Annotated in this window: 23 protein-coding genes; 4 read left to right on the top strand and 19 right to left on the bottom strand. The window is 26.3% G+C overall.

Going from position 1 to position 21,356, the window contains the following annotated elements; genetic code table 11:
* The 3 genes from N4A48_RS10340 to N4A48_RS10330 all read right to left on the bottom strand — a co-directional run.
* Positions 1 to 1,741 (bottom strand): DNA topoisomerase (locus tag N4A48_RS10340; RefSeq protein ID WP_293665848.1); only part of this gene is annotated, 1,741 nt, incomplete at its 3' end.
* A 122-nt stretch (positions 1,742 to 1,863) separates the two neighbouring features.
* On the bottom strand, positions 1,864 to 3,708 hold the full coding sequence (locus N4A48_RS10335) for a sensor domain-containing diguanylate cyclase (RefSeq protein ID WP_293665846.1): 1,845 nt from the start codon (positions 3,706 to 3,708) through the stop codon (positions 1,864 to 1,866).
* Between the two features lie 341 nt (positions 3,709 to 4,049).
* Positions 4,050 to 5,567: a sensor domain-containing diguanylate cyclase gene (locus N4A48_RS10330; RefSeq protein ID WP_293665845.1), complete on the bottom strand. Its 1,518-nt coding sequence runs from the start codon at positions 5,565 to 5,567 to the stop codon at positions 4,050 to 4,052.
* 390 nt (positions 5,568 to 5,957) lie between these two features.
* On the opposite strand from N4A48_RS10330, the gene N4A48_RS10325 reads away from it, so the two are divergent.
* Entirely contained in the window at positions 5,958 to 6,128 is a 171-nt protein-coding gene (locus tag N4A48_RS10325) for a hypothetical protein (protein ID WP_293665844.1), read from the top strand.
* Positions 6,129 to 6,155: 27 nt separating this feature from the next.
* On the opposite strand, the gene N4A48_RS10320 is transcribed toward N4A48_RS10325, so the two are convergent.
* The 3 genes from N4A48_RS10320 to N4A48_RS10310 all read right to left on the bottom strand — a co-directional run bounded on the left by N4A48_RS10320 (position 6,156) and on the right by N4A48_RS10310 (position 7,757).
* A complete protein-coding gene (locus N4A48_RS10320) occupies positions 6,156 to 7,013 on the bottom strand; it encodes a M15 family metallopeptidase (protein ID WP_293665843.1) in 858 nt (285 codons plus the stop codon).
* Between the two features lie 119 nt (positions 7,014 to 7,132).
* Complete coding sequence (locus N4A48_RS10315; protein ID WP_293665842.1) at positions 7,133 to 7,438, bottom strand: hypothetical protein; 306 nt, start codon at positions 7,436 to 7,438, stop codon at positions 7,133 to 7,135.
* A 52-nt stretch (positions 7,439 to 7,490) separates the two neighbouring features.
* Positions 7,491 to 7,757 carry a GIY-YIG nuclease family protein gene (locus N4A48_RS10310; RefSeq protein WP_330665105.1) on the bottom strand — a complete coding sequence of 89 codons (267 nt, stop codon included), beginning with the start codon at positions 7,755 to 7,757 and terminating at the stop codon, positions 7,491 to 7,493.
* A gap of 181 nt (positions 7,758 to 7,938) precedes the next feature.
* On the opposite strand from N4A48_RS10310, the gene N4A48_RS10305 reads away from it, so the two are divergent.
* Entirely contained in the window at positions 7,939 to 9,105 is a 1,167-nt protein-coding gene (locus N4A48_RS10305; protein WP_293665841.1) for a DEAD/DEAH box helicase, read from the top strand.
* Between the two features lie 35 nt (positions 9,106 to 9,140).
* On the opposite strand, the gene N4A48_RS10300 is transcribed toward N4A48_RS10305, so the two are convergent.
* The 3 genes from N4A48_RS10300 to N4A48_RS10290 are packed head-to-tail and all read right to left on the bottom strand — an operon-like array spanning position 9,141 to position 12,256.
* Positions 9,141 to 9,968 carry an energy-coupling factor transporter transmembrane component T family protein gene (locus N4A48_RS10300; RefSeq protein ID WP_293665839.1) on the bottom strand — a complete coding sequence of 276 codons (828 nt, stop codon included), beginning with the start codon at positions 9,966 to 9,968 and terminating at the stop codon, positions 9,141 to 9,143.
* Positions 9,961 to 11,676 (bottom strand): ABC transporter ATP-binding protein, encoded by a 1,716-nt coding sequence (locus tag N4A48_RS10295; protein ID WP_293665837.1) that lies wholly within the window; start codon positions 11,674 to 11,676, stop codon positions 9,961 to 9,963. Before N4A48_RS10295 ends, N4A48_RS10300 begins: the two co-directional genes overlap by 8 nt.
* Positions 11,677 to 11,686: 10 nt before the next feature.
* The gene (locus N4A48_RS10290) at positions 11,687 to 12,256 is read right to left on the bottom strand and encodes an ECF-type riboflavin transporter substrate-binding protein (protein WP_293665836.1); all 570 of its coding nucleotides are present in this window, start codon (positions 12,254 to 12,256) and stop codon (positions 11,687 to 11,689) included.
* Between the two features lie 327 nt (positions 12,257 to 12,583).
* On the opposite strand from N4A48_RS10290, the gene N4A48_RS10285 reads away from it, so the two are divergent.
* On the top strand, positions 12,584 to 13,108 hold the full coding sequence (locus N4A48_RS10285; protein ID WP_293665834.1) for an NUDIX hydrolase: 525 nt from the start codon (positions 12,584 to 12,586) through the stop codon (positions 13,106 to 13,108).
* 22 nt (positions 13,109 to 13,130) lie between these two features.
* On the opposite strand, the gene N4A48_RS10280 is transcribed toward N4A48_RS10285, so the two are convergent.
* The 3 genes from N4A48_RS10280 to N4A48_RS10270 form a co-directional block, all read right to left on the bottom strand.
* Positions 13,131 to 13,682, bottom strand: coding sequence for a helix-turn-helix domain-containing protein (locus N4A48_RS10280; RefSeq protein WP_293665833.1), 552 nt, complete (start codon positions 13,680 to 13,682; stop codon positions 13,131 to 13,133).
* A gap of 160 nt (positions 13,683 to 13,842) precedes the next feature.
* Entirely contained in the window at positions 13,843 to 14,724 is an 882-nt protein-coding gene (locus tag N4A48_RS10275; RefSeq protein ID WP_293665832.1) for a tRNA 2-thiocytidine biosynthesis TtcA family protein, read from the bottom strand.
* 33 nt (positions 14,725 to 14,757) lie between these two features.
* Positions 14,758 to 15,114 carry a C-GCAxxG-C-C family (seleno)protein gene (locus tag N4A48_RS10270; protein ID WP_293665831.1) on the bottom strand — a complete coding sequence of 119 codons (357 nt, stop codon included), beginning with the start codon at positions 15,112 to 15,114 and terminating at the stop codon, positions 14,758 to 14,760.
* A 130-nt stretch (positions 15,115 to 15,244) separates the two neighbouring features.
* On the opposite strand from N4A48_RS10270, the gene N4A48_RS10265 reads away from it, so the two are divergent.
* On the top strand, positions 15,245 to 15,445 hold the full coding sequence (locus N4A48_RS10265) for a hypothetical protein (RefSeq protein WP_293665829.1): 201 nt from the start codon (positions 15,245 to 15,247) through the stop codon (positions 15,443 to 15,445).
* A 7-nt stretch (positions 15,446 to 15,452) separates the two neighbouring features.
* Here N4A48_RS10265 and N4A48_RS10260 read toward each other — a convergent pair whose 3' ends face one another.
* From N4A48_RS10260 to N4A48_RS10230, 7 genes are all read right to left on the bottom strand, one after another.
* Positions 15,453 to 15,950 carry a deoxyuridine 5'-triphosphate nucleotidohydrolase gene (locus tag N4A48_RS10260; protein WP_293665828.1) on the bottom strand — a complete coding sequence of 166 codons (498 nt, stop codon included), beginning with the start codon at positions 15,948 to 15,950 and terminating at the stop codon, positions 15,453 to 15,455.
* 53 nt (positions 15,951 to 16,003) lie between these two features.
* Entirely contained in the window at positions 16,004 to 16,222 is a 219-nt protein-coding gene (locus N4A48_RS10255) for a hypothetical protein (RefSeq protein ID WP_293665827.1), read from the bottom strand.
* Between the two features lie 115 nt (positions 16,223 to 16,337).
* The gene (locus tag N4A48_RS10250) at positions 16,338 to 16,796 is read right to left on the bottom strand and encodes a spore coat protein (RefSeq protein ID WP_293665826.1); all 459 of its coding nucleotides are present in this window, start codon (positions 16,794 to 16,796) and stop codon (positions 16,338 to 16,340) included.
* Positions 16,797 to 16,880: 84 nt separating this feature from the next.
* On the bottom strand, positions 16,881 to 17,381 hold the full coding sequence (locus N4A48_RS10245) for a hypothetical protein (RefSeq protein ID WP_293665825.1): 501 nt from the start codon (positions 17,379 to 17,381) through the stop codon (positions 16,881 to 16,883).
* Between the two features lie 109 nt (positions 17,382 to 17,490).
* A complete protein-coding gene (locus N4A48_RS10240; RefSeq protein ID WP_293665824.1) occupies positions 17,491 to 18,426 on the bottom strand; it encodes a tRNA dihydrouridine synthase in 936 nt (311 codons plus the stop codon).
* 209 nt (positions 18,427 to 18,635) lie between these two features.
* Positions 18,636 to 20,684, bottom strand: coding sequence for a histidine kinase dimerization/phospho-acceptor domain-containing protein (locus N4A48_RS10235; RefSeq protein ID WP_293665823.1), 2,049 nt, complete (start codon positions 20,682 to 20,684; stop codon positions 18,636 to 18,638).
* Entirely contained in the window at positions 20,659 to 21,294 is a 636-nt protein-coding gene (locus tag N4A48_RS10230; protein ID WP_443081754.1) for a response regulator transcription factor, read from the bottom strand. Before N4A48_RS10230 ends, N4A48_RS10235 begins: the two co-directional genes overlap by 26 nt.
* Positions 21,295 to 21,356: the final 62 nt, after the last annotated feature.

Genomic DNA, 21,356 nt, shown 5'->3' with positions numbered 1-21,356 from the left:
TTTCTATATCGGATAGTGTTTTTTCTAATCTACCTGTATATTCTAAATCAAATAGTTCTTTGGCTGGAAATATATCTACGATTGTTCTTCCAAGTTCTGTGCAAACTAAACTCTTCCCTTTACTTGAAATATATCCTACTATTTTTAATTTTTTTATAGTTTCTGCACGAGTAGCAGGAGTTCCGATACTAAATCCGCTTAATATAGATTCCATCATTTCTTCACTATCTTCTTCATTTTTGAAATTTTTACCACAAGTTTCCATAACTCTTAATAATGTTTTTTCTGTATGTCTTTTGGGTGGTTTTTTTGTTACTGAATTCACTTTACTTCCTATTACTTCAACCATTTCTTTTTCAGTAACCATTGGTAATATAGTATCCTTTGTCTCTATTTTTTCAACTACACGCCAACCTTCTGTTATTTGCACCTTACCCCTTGATATAAAAACTCCTTTTATTTCTTTATCATTAACTTTTGATGTTATCTTGGTTTCTTCAAATTCAGCTATTGGCATGAACTGCATTATAAATCTATTCTTAATAGCAGTATATACTTTTTTTTCATCCTCAGTTAACTTACTTGGTTTCATATAAGTTGGAATTATAGCACTATGGCTTTCTACCTTTGCATTATTAAACACTCTTTTACTTTGTATAAATTTAATATCTGATTCATATGTTAATCCTTTTTTTAATTTTTCTAATACTTTTTTTGTTTTATCTTTCAAGCTTTCTTCTAGAGCTATACTTCCTGTCCTTGGGTATGTTATGAACTTCTTTTCATATAATGATTGAGCTACTTTTAAAACTTTATCTGAAGTCCAACCTTTATATTTACTTGTTATATAACCTTGAAGATTTGATAAATTAAATAGAAAAGGTGGATATTCTTTCTTCTTTTCGGTTTGTTTTTCTATTATTTGGGCAGTCTTACCCTCTAGTTTTTTACTAATATTACTTAAGATGCTCTTATCATCAAATTTTTCTGAATTATTTTCATAATAAAGACCTTCATATTCTTCATTATATTTAGTTTTAAAGTTAGAAGTAAGCTTATAATAGGTTGTTGCTTTAAAGTTTTCTATCTCTTTATCTCTATCATAAATGATTTTTAGGGTAGGCAATAACACTCTCCCTATATTTAAGATTTTATCATTATTCAACTTATATTTTATAGTTGCAATAGAGGTAAGGTTAATACCTATTATCCAATCTGCCCACTGCCTTCCTATCCCTGCATCTTGTAATGATTTCATTTCTTCATTAGGCTTTAAGTTTTTCATACCTTTTTTAACTTCTTCTAATGTCCATTCATTAAGCAATAGCCTATATACTGGTTTCTTTTCATTAAAATATAAAAACAATTCATCTGCAATTACTTGACCTTCTCTGTCATAGTCAGTAGCTGATATGATTCCATCAACATCTTCTCTATCTATCAATGTTTTAATTATATTTAATTGTTTTTGAGCACCTTTATCTGTAATACTTCTGTTTTTTCCATCTTGCTTTACTTTATATTTAAATTCTGCTGGTATAAACGGAAATTTTTCCATTCTCCAACTTTTCATTGTTTGATCATAATCTTTTGCATCATATAATTGTAATAAATGTCCAAAAGCCCATGTGATTAAATATTCTTCCCCTTCAAAATATCCATCTCTTCTATTCTTTATCTTGAAAGCTTCTGCAATATTTTTAGCTACAGATGGCTTTTCTGCTATTATAACTTTTTTCACTTTTTCCTCCCTAGTTACTTTTATTATAAGTAAAAATATCGAGCAAACAATATGCTCGATATTTTTATATAATCTTTTCTTATAGTATTATAAGCTATAATCTTTTTTTTTGCAAAATTAAACTAAACTTTTTTAATCCTCTGTTTATATTCATACATTCTCTCATCAGCAATTTTTATTAATTCATCGTATTTTTTCCCATCATAAGGAAAATTAGCTATACCATAACTAAAACTACATATAATCTTATTTTCTTCAAATAGTATGTTATTTTCTTTAAAATAATCTATTATACCTTCAAACTTATTAACAAGATTTTGTAAGTCAGTTCCAAAAAAAACTCCTACGAATTCATCTCCCCCAATTCTTGATAATATATCTGAAGATCTAATCCGTTTTTTTAACGTAGAAGCAAATGTCTTAATAACCTCATCTCCGGCTAAATGCCCATAAGTATCATTTATAAGTTTTAATTCATTTAAATCAAATAATACAATCAAAAATTCTTCATCACACTTAATAGTCTTATTAATATATCTATCAAGTATATTCTCAAAATACCTTCTATTATAAACATTTGTTAGTTTATCATATCTAGATAAATATATAGTTTCTTCATAAAGTTTATGTTTACTAATAGCTGTAGCGATTTGATTTCTCATATACTCCATTAATTCTATATCAATTTCATCAAATGCGTAATTATATTTGCTATCTATTCCTATCAAACCATATAATTGACCATCTATTATAATTGGAGAACTGATTGAAGACTTTACTTTAAAACTCTCTTCATTTTCTAAAATATTTGGGCATTTCTTATTTATCATTTTATCAAAATCATTAATAATAACTGTTTTATTTATCTTACCCTGTGTTTTATGAAATATAAATGAATCTTTCAATCTAAGCGTAAATTTTTCAGCATCTTGTTGTATATAGCCTTTATGTGTAGCAATTTTTAAATTTTCCTCATTATCTAATATTAAAATAGAACCAATATTTGCATTTTCTATAGATTCAATCACCTTTTCTAGTATTAAATTGAATAATTCTGTAATATCACTTATTTCCGTTATAGAATAGCTTATTTCTAATATAGCATCCTTTATTTTTGATAGTTTATTTATACTTTTTTCTGCACTCTTTCGTTCTGTAATATCTACCATAACTCCAACTATTCCTTTGACTTGTCCATGCTGATTTATATATGGAGCTTTATTATAAATTACATCATGTAATACTCCGTCTTTATAGATCTTACATTCATATATTTTTTTTTGCTTATTTTTAATAATATCACTATCTGCATCACTATGAATATCGGCAATTTCTTTTTCTAAAATATCATGAACACTATGCCCTATAAAATCTTCTTTTCTACCAACAAAATGCTCCCAATGAGCAATATTAGAATATTTATATATACCATTTTCATCTTTATAAAATATTGGACTAGGAATAGTATCAATAAGAACTTCAAGAAAATTATAATTTTCTTCAAGCAATGTTTTACTTTTTTTCCATTGAGTAATATTCTGAACAGCACCTATCATCTTGACTTTATTTTTATTATCATATATACAAATCGAATTTGTTCTTACCCAAATTTCTTCTTTATTTATATTTACTATTTTATACTCCATATTCTTTGATATTCCATCTTCTATTGGAGTTTTAATAGCTTTTATAAAAAAATCTTTATAATCATCATTAGTTAATGTTTCAATAAAAAAATCTAATTCGCCTTCATATTTTTGTTCATTTATTTCAAGTATTTTGCATAATTTATCTGAAAAATAAATTTCATTTGATGTATAGTTCCATTCCCAAATCCCTAAATCACATGTTTCTTGAACACATTTTAGAATTGCTTTTTTTTCCTCTAAAATAATTTCATTTTTATATTTAAAAATATTTAATTTTTTAAAATTAAATAAGTCTCTAATCCAATTAAATAAAAACATTCATTATCCCCCTCTATATGAAATTGTTATTTTATAATAAGTATATCAAATAATAAACATTATTCAAAGATTTGTATTAATATATTGAAGTTATATATATATATTTCTTTTATAACATTCGTATAATTTCATCAAAAACAAGAAAGCATAAATCCTCTTATTTTTTAACTATATAGATTGAACTAAATATTTTACATTGCAAAATAAATGGAATTGTATTTAAGATTATATGCATAATTCTGAGATGTAAAAACTTAAATGCAAATTGTATATAATATAAATTTGTTAATTTTGTAATCAATATTAAAGAAAGAACTTCTCAAATTACTGAGAAGTTCTTTCTATATTTCATTGTTTTTTAATTCCTGTTTATAACGATACATACGTTTATCTGCAATCTTTATCAATTCTTTATATTTATCACTGTCTTTTGGAAATTCAGCTATTCCATAGCTAAAACTACAAGTAATACAATTTCCTTCAAATATTATTTGATTATTTTTTAAATTTTCAATTAAAACTTCGAATTTTTTAATTAAGTTATTTGAATTAGTTTTGAAGAAAACACCTAAAAATTCATCGCCTCCGATTCTAACCAAAATATCTGAAGATCTAATAGATTCTCTTAAATTTTCAGCAAATGTTTTAATTACTTCATCTCCTGCTAAATGTCCATAATTGTCATTTACAAACTTTAATTCATTTAAATCAAATACTACCAATGAAAAGTCTTCTTTTTGTTTGTCCGACATATATTTATCAAATATTTCTTCAAAATATCCTCTATTATAAACATTAGTCAGTTTATCATATCTAGTTAAGTAAAACATTTCTTCATACAACTTATACTTACTAACTGCTATTTGTATTTGATTTCTTATATACTCCATTATCTCTAAATCTTCATCATCAAAAACATTACTGTCACTACTATCAATATTTATAAAACCATATAACTTTGCATCTATAATTATAGGAGAACAGATAACAGATTTTATTTTAAAGTTTTCATCTACTGCTAAAAGATTAATTTCATCCATTTTATCTATATTGTTGACAATCATGGTTTTATCTATATATCCATTTGTCTTCTTCCATATAATTGTCTCATCAAGCTTAATGGTGAATTTTTCAGATTCTTCAACTTTATAACCTCTACTTGCAATAATTTTTAAATTTTCATTATCATCTAGAATTAATACCGTTCCTATATTTGCATTTTCAATAGAATCTATTGCCTTTTCTAATATTAAATCAAACAGTTCATTAATATCATCTAGATCCACAACAGAATAACTTATTTCAAGCATAGCTTCTTTTAGCTTTAATAATTTATTTATTCTTTTTTGATATTTTTTACGTTCAGTAACATCGATTATAGATCCAGCAATACCTTTTATATCTTTTTTTTTATCTATAATAACAGCTTTATTAATAATTACATCTCTAATTGAACCATCCTTATGTCTAATCTTAGATTCATAAGTTTGTTTATCTTTATTTTTCATTAATTTAGTATCTTGTTTATTGCAAATTTCAGAAAGCTCCTTTAGATTAATATAATCCTTAGTATTTCCTATAATTTCTTCTTTTTTTAATCCTAAAAATTCTGTTAAAGCTACATTGCAATGCTTAAAGACTCCATTCTCATCTTTATAAAACATGGGAGTAGGAATAGTATCGATAAAATTTTCAAGAAATTCGAAATTTTCTTGTATTTTTATTATTCGTTTGCAATCTAAGCACTGTTCTGTTTCTTCTGATACTGGTTTTGTATCTTTATTTTCCTTAATTTTATTATATAATTCTTCCCAGTAACTTAGTTTAAACAAGGATTTAAAAAAATTATATATAGACATATTAATTTATCCTTTCTTAATTTTTTATAACGAATAGAAAATTATAATCATCTTCAAATTGTGGACAAGTATAATTTTCGTTATGAGTTTCAAAAAAGTCTACATCAAAAACCTTCCGAAGGAAGACTCTTTTATAAAGCGAAACTTAATTTATATAGAGTTTTAAAATTCTTAATTTTTGGATAAAACATAAAACTAAATGAAGTTCTGCTCTTAATATTATACCATAATATTTTCTGTATTTTTGTATTTTCTTGTAATTATCAAATATAAACTTAACTTTAATTTAATATTAACCGAATCCTTAAATTTAATTTTCAATAATTTCTAATATAGCTTTCGTATTATTGGTTAAATTAATAATAAATAAGAATATAGGAGGATGCATTTATGATTAAAAATAAAAACACTCGAAAAATTTCAGATTCTCAAGCAATAAAAAATTTTCATCAAATAGATTCAGAAATGGGCGATGATATCACTTTACCAAATGATTTAAAACGACATACCATTGAATCTACTAAACCATACAAAAAGAAACATTATGATAATCAAAAATAGTTCTAAATGTAAATTAGGGTAGTGTAACTACCCTAATTTATCTGCAATTTTATTTATAAGTTCTTTAACATATTCACCTTTATATTCTTCATTATTAATCCAGTAATCCGGACTATTTATTATATCATTCATAGCTAATTTATTTACTGAAAGCACAAATTTACTGTCAATATTATTTTCTTTTATATATTTTGTAAACTTAACAATAAGCTCTATTACATATTCAGTTTTATATGTTTTATTATTAATCCAATACTGTGGTGAATCTATTATTTTTTTATTTTTTAGTTCATTTAATACAGTAATAAATTCATTTTCTGACCTATTAAATCCTAAATACCAAGAGAAATTATATATAAATTTTTTTACATATTCAGTTTTATATTCTTTAGTATCTATCCAATAATTTGGAGTATTTATGATATTTTCTTGAAATAATCTATTTACTGAATTTTTAAGTTCTAATTCTAATTGAGATATAGGTATTTTTCCTTGTAATAAGTCTTTTATTTTAAGGCCTCCTCTCCACTGAAAATGAGGTCTATCTTTAAAGCTTTTGAAATCTCCTCCCCATTCTAGACCTATAGTTTTACCTATCTCACCCATTCTTTCATATAAATCAACTCTATCCCACTGTGCTTTATTATTTATAATAGGTACACAATCAAAGGCTAATCCATAATTATGATAAGAATAACCACCTTTTGCATTTGTAACCTTATTTCCAGGAACACTTCTTCCTTGTTCATATAATTTATTTTGTTCTTCTTTACTTCTAAAAGTGCTATATATTAAAATATCTATACCCTGCTTTTTGCATTCTTCAATAAACTTTTCAGCTAAATATTTAACATACGGATGTAAATCTTCTAAGTTTCTGCTCATTTTCTTCCTCCTTATTTTTCTATATACTTATAATAATATATGCAGGTCATTATGAATTTGTTGATAATACAAAACACACCCCTAAAAGGATGTGTTTTATATTATTAATTAAGATTAATTTATATCACTAATATTATAATAAAAACAATAAAGTTAATCATATAGGTTAACTTTATGTTTTTATGGTCTTTGATATTTTTAGTGCTTATATACCCACTTAATATATACGCGGTTAATATACTAACTATTCTTAAAATGTCATGACTTAAATTTATATACTTTTCAAATATACTAACATCAAGATAATAAATCGAATATATGCTTAGATACAAGGTAACCGAAAGACCTGGTATCATTTTATTTAAATAATTAATTTTCTTTGACGTATTGTTTTTTCTATTTCGTTTTTTTAGTTTTTTAATCATGTCTATAACCTCATCTTTATATATTCTTATATATATAATAATCCTTATTATTTTATTTTTCAATTAATTTTAGTTTTTGTTTTCTAGTCATTTGTTTTATTTTATACTCTCTTTTTAATGCTTCACTCTTTAATTCGTATTGCTCATAATAACGTAATTTAACAGGAAGTCTGAACCTTGTATACTTAGCACCTTTACCCTTATTATGTGTATATATTCTTTTATCCAAATTATTAGTATATCCAGTATAAAGAGTTCCATCACTACACTCTATTATATAAACATAATTAATATTTTTCGTGTCCTCATTAGATATCATAAAAATCCCCCATATAATATATAATCACAATCCAATAACCTCTTAGTTACCTAAATATATTATACACAATGTAAACTTTTTTTTAAATTCGTAACGGAAATTATAAAAAAATCCGTATTATGGTATCGAATATACTCATATTAGGATATAATAGATTCATAAAACAAAAAGGAGATACAAAATGCAAAACAAATTTAAACAGTATAACTTACATGACTTTATAGTAGGTAACCTTACTAACTCTAATATCATAGAACCTACTAAGGTTCAAATGGACACAATACCTCTAATATTAGAAGGTATAGATGTAATAGGAAAAGCAAGAACAGGTACAGGTAAGACTTTATCTTATTTAATCCCTATGGTGCAAAAAATCGATACAAATAAAAATAGTTTGCAAATGTTAATATTAGCACCTAGTAAAGAATTAAGTATACAAATACAAGAAGAGGCTCAAAGAATAACTCAAAATTCAGATATAAAAACTCTTTGTATAGTAGAAGGTATGAATCTTGAAAAGCAAATAGAACGATTAAAGCAAAAACCTCACTTAGTAGTAGCAACACCTGGAAGATTACTTCATTTAATAAGTCTTAAAAAAATTAAAATGCACAATATACATACAATAGCTTTAGATGAGGTTGATCAAATATTAGAGAAAGGATTTTTATCAAAGGTTCAAGGTATAATAAAAACAACTTTAAAAGATAGACAATTATTAAGCTTTTCTGCAACTATATCACAAGAGTCTAGTGATATATTGAATAAGCTTATGAAAAATCCTAAATTTATAAACCTAGACCATATTAAACCTATACCTACAAAAATTAAGCACCAATATATAATAAGTAAAGCACCTAGAAAAACAGATACTTTAGTTGAAATCTTAAAAACTACAAAACCTTCAAAATCATTAGTTTTTATAAATAAAAATGAAAATGTAGATAGATTTGTAAAAGATCTTCACAGACAAGGTTATTCAGTTGGAGGTATTCAGACTAGAACCAAAAATCAAGATAGACAACATCTACTATCATCATTTAAAAAAGGTAAACTTAAAATACTAGTAACTACGGATTTATTCACGCGAGGAATGGATTTTCAAGATGTAACTCATATATTCAATATGGATTTACCACTTGATAAGGTAGATTATTTGCACCGTGCAGGTCGTACAGGTAGAATGAATAAAGATGGAGTTGTTATAAACATAGTTAGAGATAGAGAAAAATTTATAATGTACAAAATGATGAAGCAATTAAATATAACTCAAGAAGCTATAACTATTGCTGATAATAAAATAGTTCTTGTTAAAAATATAATCAAAAGAAAAAAAAGAAGATACTAAAACAAAACGGTGAACAAAGTGTTCACCGTTTTATTTTAGTATGGATACCATAATTTAAAATTCATCTTCACCTTAATATATATACAAATCAATAAAGACATTAGGGATATTAATAAAACTAAATAATCGGCTTTATTAACCTTATTAGAATTATACCACGTTCTACCATTGTGTTTACCAAACCCCCTAAGATCCATTGCATTTGATACTACCTCTATTCTTTTTAATGCACTTGTAATCAACGGCATTATTATAGCAGTAAAATTTTTAATTCTTTTTGCTAATGAAGCCTCTCCCTTTTTAAATGAAATACCTCTAGCTTGTTGAGAGTTAACTATCTGATTAAACTCCTTTTGAATGTCAGGAATATACCTAAAGGCTATATTTAAAGCATAAGCTATCTTGTATGGAAGTCCCATTTTATTTAAACTACTCGCAAATTTACTAGGATGAGTAGTAAATATAAATATTAAAGTTATAGGAAATAATGTAGCATATTTAATAGATAATGTTAAAACATAAAATAAACTTTCAAGGGTAATCACACTATAACCGATATCAAATACATATGTGTATGTCCCTGTTAGCTTTGATCCATATTGAGGAGTTATAAGTAGTATGAATAAAGAATTCAATAAATTAAACCCTATCATAACTCCAATCATAATTTTGATAGTGTTAAAAGGAATCTTAGACTTATACAGCAATATAAGTCCTAATATACCCATACACCCAAATACTCTAATATCTAAAAACATAAACGTTACTATAGTCCATACCATAAATAATATAAATTTAATACCAGAATCTAATTTGTGTAAAAATGTATCTTCTTCAAAATATAAAGTTCCTATTTTACCCATTGATACACTCCTTTTTGTCATTTTCATAATCTATAAAGCTTTGAATAAATAAATTAACATCTTCTATTCCTAAAAGATTAGCGAGTTTTGATAAAGATGTTTCCTTTAAATTAGCCTGTTTTATAACCTTTTCATCTGCTAACACATTAGAAACTCTATCATCTGCAATCTTTTTTCCATCACACATAACAATAGCTCTATTTGTATATTCAAGAGCTAAATGCATATCATGCGTTATTAATATAATAGATATTCCTTTAGCTGCTAATGATTTTATAAACTCCATAAATTCAGTATAATGTTTATGATCTTGACCAGCAGTAGGCTCATCAAGTATTAATATTTTAGGCTCAAGTATTAGTATAGAAGCTATACTCAACCTTTTCTTTTGACCATAGCTAAGTGCACTTACAGGCCAATTTTTATAAGAAATTAATCCACATATCCTTAAAACTTCTTCTACTTTAGTAGATATAGTTTCATTATCATACCCTTTGTCTAATATTCCTAATGCAACTTCATCCTTAATTATATTCTGCGTAATCATATAATTCGGATTTTGCATAACATATCCTATATGTATACCTCTATTTGATATACTCCAATCATTTATATTTTCATTCATGTAAAGTATATCACCTTTATTGTGCTTGTTTATTCCAGTTACAATGTTGGATAAGGTGGATTTTCCCGCACCATTATTTCCAAGCAATGAAATAATCTCTCCTTCATAAAGATCAAATGATATACCTTTTATTATTTTTTCATTCTTATCATAAGAGAACTCAACATCTTTAAGTGATAATACAAGTTTTTCATGCTCTTTTTTATTTTTAAAGGTCTTTAAATTTTTATACCAAGAATTTACACTATCTTTAAACTCACCTTTATCAACATTATCAAAATCATCTAATTTATCTTCTTTTTTAATTATGCAATCAGAATGTTTTAAAGCTTCTATATATAATGGTTCTCTAAGACCAGATTCTTTTAATACATTTGTTGATAGTATTTCACTAGGAGTTGTACAAGCTTTAATTTGTCCATTATCAACAACAATAACCTTATCAAAAGGAACTTCTAATACATCTTCTATTCTATGCTCTACTATTATAATAGTTTTACCTGTTTTTTTATGAATTTCATCTATTAACCTCATAACCTTTTTCCCACTTGCTGGATCTAAATTTGCAAGTGGTTCATCAAATAGCAACACTTCAGCCTGAGTTGTAAGTATTCCGGCTAGAGATACTCTTTGTTTTTGACCTCCTGATAATTCATATGGGCTATAATCTATATATTCCATCATATCAACAAGCTCAGCTGCTTTTATTACCTCTTCTTTCATCTTAGATTGTTCTATATTTTCATTTTCAAAATAAAAAGCTATATCCTCTCCAACAGAAAGTCCTATAAACTGACCATCTTGATCTTGAAGTATAGTGCCAACTCTTTTACTTATTTCAAATATACTAGTTTTATATGGATTTATATTATCAATAGCCAATTCACCTGTTATATCTCCATCATATGAAAATGGAATTAGCCCATTTATACAATGAGCTAATGTCGACTTTCCCGATCCACTAGGGCCAGCTATTAATACCTTTTCCCCTTTTTGTATATCCAGATTTATATTATTTAGAGTTGGCTTTGATAAACTCTTATACTTGAATGTGAAGTCTTTAAAAGAAATTATCGGTGCCATGTCATTCTCCTTACTTATCTAGTTCTAAATTCGAGTTTTTCTTATTAACATTTACAAGCCCTACTATAGCAGGTATTCCTAATGCTACAAATACAATAAGATTAGATATAATTGCTCCTATAACCTGTATGACAATCTTATTAAATGGTTCACCCATTAATATTACATCAAATGCTCCTGCAAATATAAATGCCATAATTATACCTATTGTTCCAGTAAATATCATATACATATAATGTTTTTTAGTAGCGATTCCATTTTTCACACTAAATTCTTTATAGTTACAAACAAGACCTATAAAAAGTCCCATAATAGCAGAACTTAAAACCCAGCCCCACCAGATTCCCCATCCAGCTATCATATCAGTAAGTGCATGTCCTATAAATCCAACTGAAAAACCAACTACAGGACCAAACAAAACTGCAAAAATACTCAACAATGCAACTGCAGGCTTAATATTAGTATTAAATGCTATTGGAAATCCAAATAAACCTAGCACCCCATATAAAGCCGCTCCTATACCTATAGTTACTACTGTCTTAGTATCAAATTCCAACATTGATTTTTTTATTTTAATCATCTCCTCTAATTTATAATAATATTACTCCGTATTTATCCAGAATAATATTATTATAAATTAATAATTTTGTCAATTAATTATAAAAAGGAGCAAACTTAAAAGTATGCTCCTCTTTGACATCTTTTTTAATAAGAAAGATTATAAACTCAACACTAAGCATATTACTGCTTAAAGTGATTTATCTTTAGTTATTACTACATATTAATTTTATGCCTCAAAACTAATTTTAATACGTATACAATTTAAATTTTTCATCTATGCTTTACATTAATTTATTTGAGTATATAATATAGTAGTATAATAATGACTATATAAAGGAGTTTTTACATGAGACTATTAAAAAAAATGCTTCATAAAGATATCTCTAAAATTAAAAGTAATATATTTGAAAGAAAGGCATCACGAGCAATAATATTAGATGGAAATAAAATACTTTTAATGTACACTAAAAGATATAATGATTACAGTATTCCAGGTGGAGGAGTTGACCCTGACGAAGACTTAATTGATGGACTTAAGCGAGAATTAAATGAAGAAACAGGAGCTAAAGATATTGAGGTAATAAAAGAGTTTGGTATATTTGAAGAATATAGACCTACCCACTACGAGGGATATGACCTTATGCATATGACATCATATTTTTATGTTTGTACAATTAATAAAGAACTAGGAGCACCTAACTTAGAGGATTATGAGATTTCAAATAGTATGACTACAATATGGATAGATATAGATGAAGCGATTAATCATAATACCAAGTTAATTCAATCTAAAGATTCTAAAATGGGTCTTTCTGTTGAAAGAGAAACGTTCATGCTTAATTTAATTAAAAATGAATTAATTTCTAAATAGGGACTTTTATAGTCCCTATTTATTACCCAAATACCTTACTAAAGAATCCTTTTTTATTTTCCTTTCTATTATTTGCCAAATACAACATAAGCTTTTGATTCTCTACTCTAACTTGCTTTCTGACCTTATTGCTTATTTCTTCTCTTAAGTTAATACTTATATCATCAAGTTTTTCATTTATTTCATTTCCAAGATCTTCTTTTAATTTTTGTTCTCTTTCAATAACAATGTCCCCTATAGCCTCTCCCATTATATTCTTAAAATTTTCAGCCATATTTCTTTGAATATCACCAATAGATTCTAATGGATTAGCTTGAGTTAAAGTAGCTGCACATTCTTCATTAGATTTGTCAAAATTAACATTATCTATATACTCCATTATAAAAATTCTTCCCATTCCTTTTTGCTTATATTTTTTGATATTTTGTATTAATTCAATATCATAGTCTGTATAATTTCTATTTCCATTATCATCTCTAGATACTTTAAGTTCAAACTCCTTTTCCCATCCTCTTAAAGTTTTTTTATTTAATCCCGTTTTTTTAGATACCTCGCTAGTAGTATATAATTTCATTAATATCCCCCCTACAAAATTACATATATTTAAATAAACATTATGAGCAATAAAACAAATAATTCTAACCATATTTTTTAAGTTCAACAAAGCCATTTATAATCCTTTAATCAAAAAAAGAGTTAATACAACATATTCGCTGTATTAACTCTTTAAAATATTATTCTTCATCATAAAATTCCAAATAAGAATGCTTTTTAGAGTCTTTTTGCCATCCCAAAATAGCATCTATATTAACATTTTCTGCTGCTTTAAATATAGATTTATCTATATCTTGAAAATCAAGCTTAAGATTTTTTATAAGTTCTTTTATCTCAGTTCTCTTATTAGACGTTCTCTTAGCTGCAACCATGCATGCACAATTTAACGGCCATATCCCACTTTTTTGTGTAAATGTCTGTATATCCTGCTCCCTTATATAATACATAGGTCGTATAAGCTCTAGTCCTTCGTGGTTTGTAGACTTTAGCTTAGGAAGCATAGTTTTAAAGCATCCTGCATAAAACATATTTATAAGAGTAGTTTCAATAACATCATTAAAGTGATGTCCAAGTGCTAACTTATTGCATCCAAGTTCTTGTGCCTTTGAGTATAAAGACCCTCTTCTCATCTTAGCACACATATAGCATGGATAATCTTGAGCTATTCTATCTATTACTTCAAATATCTGTGATTCATATAAATGAATAGGCATATTCAAATAATTACAATTATCTATTAGAAGTTCTTTTATATTCTCATGATATCCAGGGTCCATTGCTATAAATTCAAGCTCAAATTTTATTTGTCCATGTCTTTTAAGTTCTTGGAATAGTTTTGCCATAAGCATACTATCTTTTCCACCAGATATAGCAACAGCTACTTTATCTCCATCCTTTAAAAGTTCATAATCTTTTATAGCCTTTACAAATCTTGACCATATACGTTTTCTATAAGTTTTTATTATACTTTTTTCAATCTCTCTAAGTGGCTTTCTTTCATTAAATGGTATTAATACCTCGCATCCACTTCCAGCAATGCCGTTATTTTCTTGATTACTCATTATGTCACCTCTCTTTAACAAATATATAAAAGTTTATTCTATACTATCAATATATTTATCTACATAATTAATCAATTCTTTACAACTAACTTTATTTCCTTTTAATTCCTTACATATAACACTTCCATATTCTTGTTCTATTTTGTTCATAAGCTCTTTTGTATGTAATCTGGCTTCCTTTTTTTGTTCTACACCTTGTCCGCCTTTTAAAATGCCTATAGAACTAACACCTGCACATATAGCTCCACATACACTCCCAACTGCCATCCCCTGCCCCATAGAACTCGCTATTTCTATAGGTATTTCTGTATTCTTTTTTTCATTAGTTGCTTTAATTACAGATTCTGCACAATTATACCCATTTCCAAAATAATCTAATGCTTTTTTCATATATATTTCTCCTTTTAAATTTAATATAATTTCAAGATATATTGTACCATTATATTGCGAAAATTTGTATAAAACTATGCTTATATGTCAATACTTAAGACTCATACTAAACTTAACCGGAGGTATATTGATGTTAGAATACAAAGAATTAAAACACATACTACACTCAATTGAATATTCTATACATAACTTAGAAAATAGTTTAGATAAGTATAGCAAATGCTTACCAGAATCTGAGAAACTAGAGATAATAGCTCAAATCCAAAATTACAACGATATACAAATTAAAATTGAAACTTTAGTTGATGAAATGAAAGCTAAAGCTACTTAATATATAATTATTTTGATGATGAGCCTATTCCACCTACTCTATTAACCTGTACAGGCTCATCATCATCTACTATTAAATACTTTTGGAATACCCCTTGTGCAAATGCCTCTCCAGATTTAACAGCAAACTCTCTATCTCCTTCATTCTTTAAAGCTATAAATATGTGCCCTTCGTTCTTTTCATTATTGTAATAATCTGAATCTATAAGTCCAACTTGGTTTTTAAGCCTTATATTATATTTAAACCCGTGGCTACTTCTAACCAATATACTCAAACATTCATCCTCTTTCATGTAACTTTTAATTCCAGTAGCAACAACAATAGACTCTCCTGGACTTAAAGTAAAATCATTAACACAATAAAAATCATATCCAGCCGATAAACTAGTTGCACGTCGTGGTTTTTTCATATTATTATACTTTTCTTTTATAGCTTCATCACTTAAATCTTTTCCTAAGGTTTTTTTAAACTCTTCATAACTTACTATTTCAAATCCTCTTGTCATGTATCTCTCCTTTTGTTAATATATTTTCTTTTAATATATTAACATCGGATTTTCTATTTGTATACATCAATATTTTGGTTATATAATCCATTAGCTTCAATTGTAAATCTTACCTTAGACGATATTTCCTCATGCTTCTTGAGCTCATACATTATATCAACTTTATCTAAATCACATAAATATTCACTATACTTATTTAAATAATTTTCCAAGTTAGCTATAGAATAATCTAATGATTTAGATATAATATGTAGATCATCTTTTTTAAACATGAAACACTCTCCTTCCTACTACCTACATTCTATCCAAATACATATTAATTAATAACACAATAAAACCCCAAAAACTAAATAATTTAGTTTTTAGGGTTTTTAAGTTTTACTTTATTTATTGAGGATTATAAATTCCTTTGCTTTTCATATAATTAAATATACCTTCACCGTGCTCTTGTTCTTCCTTTTGTATATGGTTAAGAACTTGTCTTAAATTCGTATCGCAGCACTCAAATATAGTAGTATTATAGGCTCCAGATATATATTTTTCAGCCATTAAAGCATCTTTACATAAAAGAGCATCTTCTGAATCATATGTATTTGACTGAGCGAAAGTTTTAGGTTGGCTCTGCTGCTCTTGATTACCTCCTTGAATATTTGGAACACTACCATTTAGTATCTGATTTATACTGTCTAAATGTTGTTGTTCTTTAGTTACGTACTCATTGAATAATTGTTTAAGCTCAGGGCATTTAGCTCTTTGAGAAAACTGAGTATAATTTTCGATACACATCTGTTCATGGGATTTTTGATCTTCTAATAACATTCTTTCTTTTTGACTTAGATTCAACATAATAAACACCTCCTAAGACTATCTTTTCCAATATTATGCTTTTTATGCATTAAAAAAGAAGTAGCATAATCTACTTCTTCAAATCTACCATCTTCTTCCACACGCCCTCATAACGCCTTTTCCACATGCCCTTCCACCAGCAACAACCGCTCCTGTTTTAGCAACAAATCCTAATTTTGACACCATTCCAGCACCACTATTGTTAAAGATGTTAAACCCTTGATTTATTAAATTAAATACTTTTGCAGATAATATTTTGTCTAAATTAAATTTGTTATTTTTTTCTTTATTTAATCTCTGCTTACTAGCTACTGCTTCCAATTCTATAACATCTACATCATCAGTATCTATTTCATTTTCTAAGGAAAATAAAAGTTTAATTCTTGAAATAATTTCTTCCATACCTATTTTAGAATTATCAATATAAACTAATACTGTATGTATGATTGAATTATATCTAAAGGAAATAATACCCTCATTCATCATATCTGTTTTCATTTTCTCTACATTTTTTATTGGTGAAGAAAGTTTAATCCTAATTCTATTTGGAAGTTTATGCATTATAGTAATACATGGTTTATTCAATCTGATCACTCTCTTTCATTTTAATCTACATTACTAATAATATCATAATACGTGTTGTATTTCTATATTTTTCCTTGGCATATGCCATAATAGAATCCTATTTAATTTATCACATGATTTCCTGCTCCATAAATAAATTTGAAACTACTTCTTTGTAATCACTTAATTTTTGTGACTTCTTTATTTTTTCAGCATATTTTTTATTATCCGAAAATATATAAATCATATATTTCCATAATTCTTTCATTTTAAACATTGCATTTCTATCTTCATTAAATAACTCTATATATTTATTTAAAATTTCATCATGAAAATTTTTTAATACTTCTTTATCCATAAAAACATTATTTTCAATCTCATTAATTAATCCTGGATTAGCTAGTATACCTCTTCCAAACATCACTGTTTTTACTTCTGGAAAAGCTTTTATTAATTTATCATAATCATCAACAGTGAAAATATCACCATTATAACATACTGGATTGGTACTTAAAGATAATGCATCTTTAAATACTTCTAAATTAGGTTTATTTCCGTAAAAATCTTTTTGTGTTCTAGGGTGAATAATTAATTCTTGTATAGGATATTTATTATAAATTTTTATTAGCTCATAAAATTCTTCTGGGTTATTCTTTCCTATTCTCGTTTTTATAGAAATTTTCATACTATCTCTTTTAAATATTTCATCTAAAAATATATCAAGTTCTTCTCTTCTAGCTAAAAATCCCGAACCTCTATTTTTTGAAACGACTGTTTTAACAGGACATCCTAAATTTAAATTAACTTCATTATAACCTAATTGTTGTAATTTTTCAGATAGATTAGAAAATCCCTCTGAATCATTAGTAATTATTTGAGGTACTATATTAATATCTTTATTATTTTCAGGTAAAACATCTTTTAATTCTTTAGTTTTTAGACTTTTACTTTTAGTTGTAGGAATAAACGGCGTAAAATATTTGTCAATATTATGAAAAATTTTCTCATAAGAATTTCTGTATATATATCCTGCAATTCCTTCCATTGGTGCTAAATAATATTTCATTTCTTAACTCCTCGTATAAATATTCTAAAAATATTATACCAGCCTTCTTTCTTCTTAGCTAGCCTAATCCATCTCCATGTTAAAAGTATAAAATGTAGACTATTAAGTATACATACGATACTTAATAATCTACATTTCAAGTTCATCTCTATTATTTCTAGATGCATAATATTCAATAATCCACTCTCAGTTTATTAATTTCCTCCAAATTATTTCGATTTTTCAAAACATATTATCAACTTAAACAAATCCCCATCTATAATAATATCCATATCTCCATTTTGAATATCAACCAAACTCTTTGCTATGTTAAGTCCAAGACCTGATCCCTTAGTATTTCTTGATTTATCTCCTCTTGTAAATCTTTGTGTTATCTCAGATACATCAAAGTTCATCTCATAGGATGATATATTCTTAAATACTAGTTCAATATCTTCCTCACTATCAATTATATCTATATATACCCTTGAGTTTTGCATTGAATATTTGAGTATATTTCCTATAACATTCTCAAACACTCTATAGGTTCTTCTTCCATCTAGATTACAAAATACTTTATAATCAGGCATATTTATTTTAAAATCAAGTGTACTTGTTTTAATTTTCTCATCCATTTCACCAAGTGTCTGTCTGAACAAGGATATTATATCAAGCTTCTCAGTGTTAAGTTCTATGTTTCCACTACTTGCCTTACTAGCTTCAAATAAATCTTCTATTAAGACTTTCAATCTCTTTGATTTTGTATCTAGTATGTCTATATATTTATCTTTTTCCTCATCTGTTACATTCTCACTTTTTAATAAATCTACATAATTTATAATAGAAGTTAACGGAGTTTTTAAATCATGTGAGACATTAGTTATAAGTTCAGTCTTCATATTTTGACTTTTAGTTTCCTTATCTACTGCAACTTTAAACCCAGATTTTATATTATTTAAATTCTCAGCAATACTAGATAATATTCCTATATTATCATCTATATTTACATTAAAATTCCCATTAGCCAATTTGCTACTTTGCTCATTAAGTTTTTTTATAGAATCTAAAAATCTAATAGTGTACTTATACATAAATATAGTATAAATAATAGCTATAATAATTCCACCTTCTCCAAATAAAGCTATTATCCAAAGAACTATCAAGTTAGCAGCAAATAATAATATAGTTTTTTTATTATAGGGCTTACTTGTATCTATCTGAGTAATATATTTAAATGTGTTTTTTATTGTACGAATTAATTTTGAGATTATTTTACCAAATATACTTTTGTTTACTAAACCTTCTTTAATTCCAGTATGGTATATGTATTTTACATATACTGTACTTAAATGTACAAGTAAATATAATACAAAAGTCAATGGTATACCTATTATATAAAACTCAGGTTTTGAATATATGATATCGCTCATAATATCTAATACTGAGTAATGAGAATTAAATCCAATTGATAGTACAGACATATTTATTCCAAAAAAAATGAACCACATAAGTAATTTTATTTCTAAATACGATTTATTAAATAATCTACAAATCCCAATTTGACTCTGTTTAAAGTATGGAACAATTGATGCTCTTGTAATTATCAATAACGTTCCTATTAAAAGTATCATACTAAGCAATTTAATATGTGGAATCAAAATGTAGTTATTCATATTCCTTATTAGTAAATCATTATTATCACTCAACTTTTTAGGAATAAAATACTTTATATCTAAATTAGCATAATTATTTTTATTCTCATATCTTAAACGAAGCCTATGTGTAAAACCAGATAAATTCACTTTGCTATTTGAAGAATATTTTTCCATAACATTTCCACTTTCATCCATTATTATATTTATATAAAGCTGACTATTTTCAATCTGATTTTCTATAGGCTCATCAGATATATTAGTTATAGTAAATGTTTTATCATTTTCGGTTAACCAATTATTTTTAGTCTCATCTTCCATACTAGATGAAGTAAGCTTCTTATTGTTTCTAGTTATATAATATTTTATATTTTTTACACTTTCATATCCCTCACTATACCAACCCTCTTCTACAATCCTACTTGATACTAGATAATCAGTCATTGTTCCTAAGCTATATATAAAGTCTTCACTCTGCATATATTCTTGTACGTAATTTTTAGAACCAATCATTTTATTTTTTATAGGTGTATATATTCCAACTGAAATAATAGCCAACATTAATATAATTATAATAGTACTAAGTGTTGATTGTTTAAATTTATTGTTTTTCAAATTTGTATCCAATTCCCCACACCACCTTTAAATATTTTGGATTTTTAGGATCTATTTCTATTTTTTCTCTAATTCTTCTTATATGGACAGTCACTGTGTCGGCATTATACGCAGGTTCTTCCCATACTTTTTCATATATTTCTTGTATTGAGAATACCTTGTTAGGATTACTCATAAGCAAGTGAAGTATCTTGTATTCAAGCGGTGTTGTCTTTATAGATTCACCATCTACTGATACTTCTTTGCTATCATCATTTAACTCTATACTTCCTATTGTTATTACATTTTCTTTTTTGGTAACTATGCTAGAATAACTCATATATCTTCTTATATTTGAATTAACTCTGGCTATTAATTCAAGAGGATTAAATGGTTTTGTTACATAATCATCTGCTCCTATGTTAAGTCCAAGTATCTTATCCATATCCTCTGATTTTGCAGATAACATTATAATTGGTACTGTGCTTTTTTCTCTTATCTTCATGGTTGCACAAGCTCCATCAAGTACAGGCATCATAATATCCATAATTATTAAGTGTATATTGTAGCTTTGCAAAAATTTCTGCATCTTTTCGCAAAATAAACTGCAAAAATAAAAGGTATTGAGATTTAATATACTCATACCTTTTATTAGCCAACTTCCTATTCATTTTTTAATTAACTACTTATTCTGTAAATTCTCCT

Source organism: Tepidibacter sp. (genome assembly GCF_025210165.1).
Taxonomy (GTDB): domain Bacteria; phylum Bacillota; class Clostridia; order Peptostreptococcales; family Peptostreptococcaceae; genus Tepidibacter_A.
The sequence above is the reverse complement of the archived record's forward strand: the minus strand, read 5'-3'. Positions and strand labels throughout refer to the sequence as shown.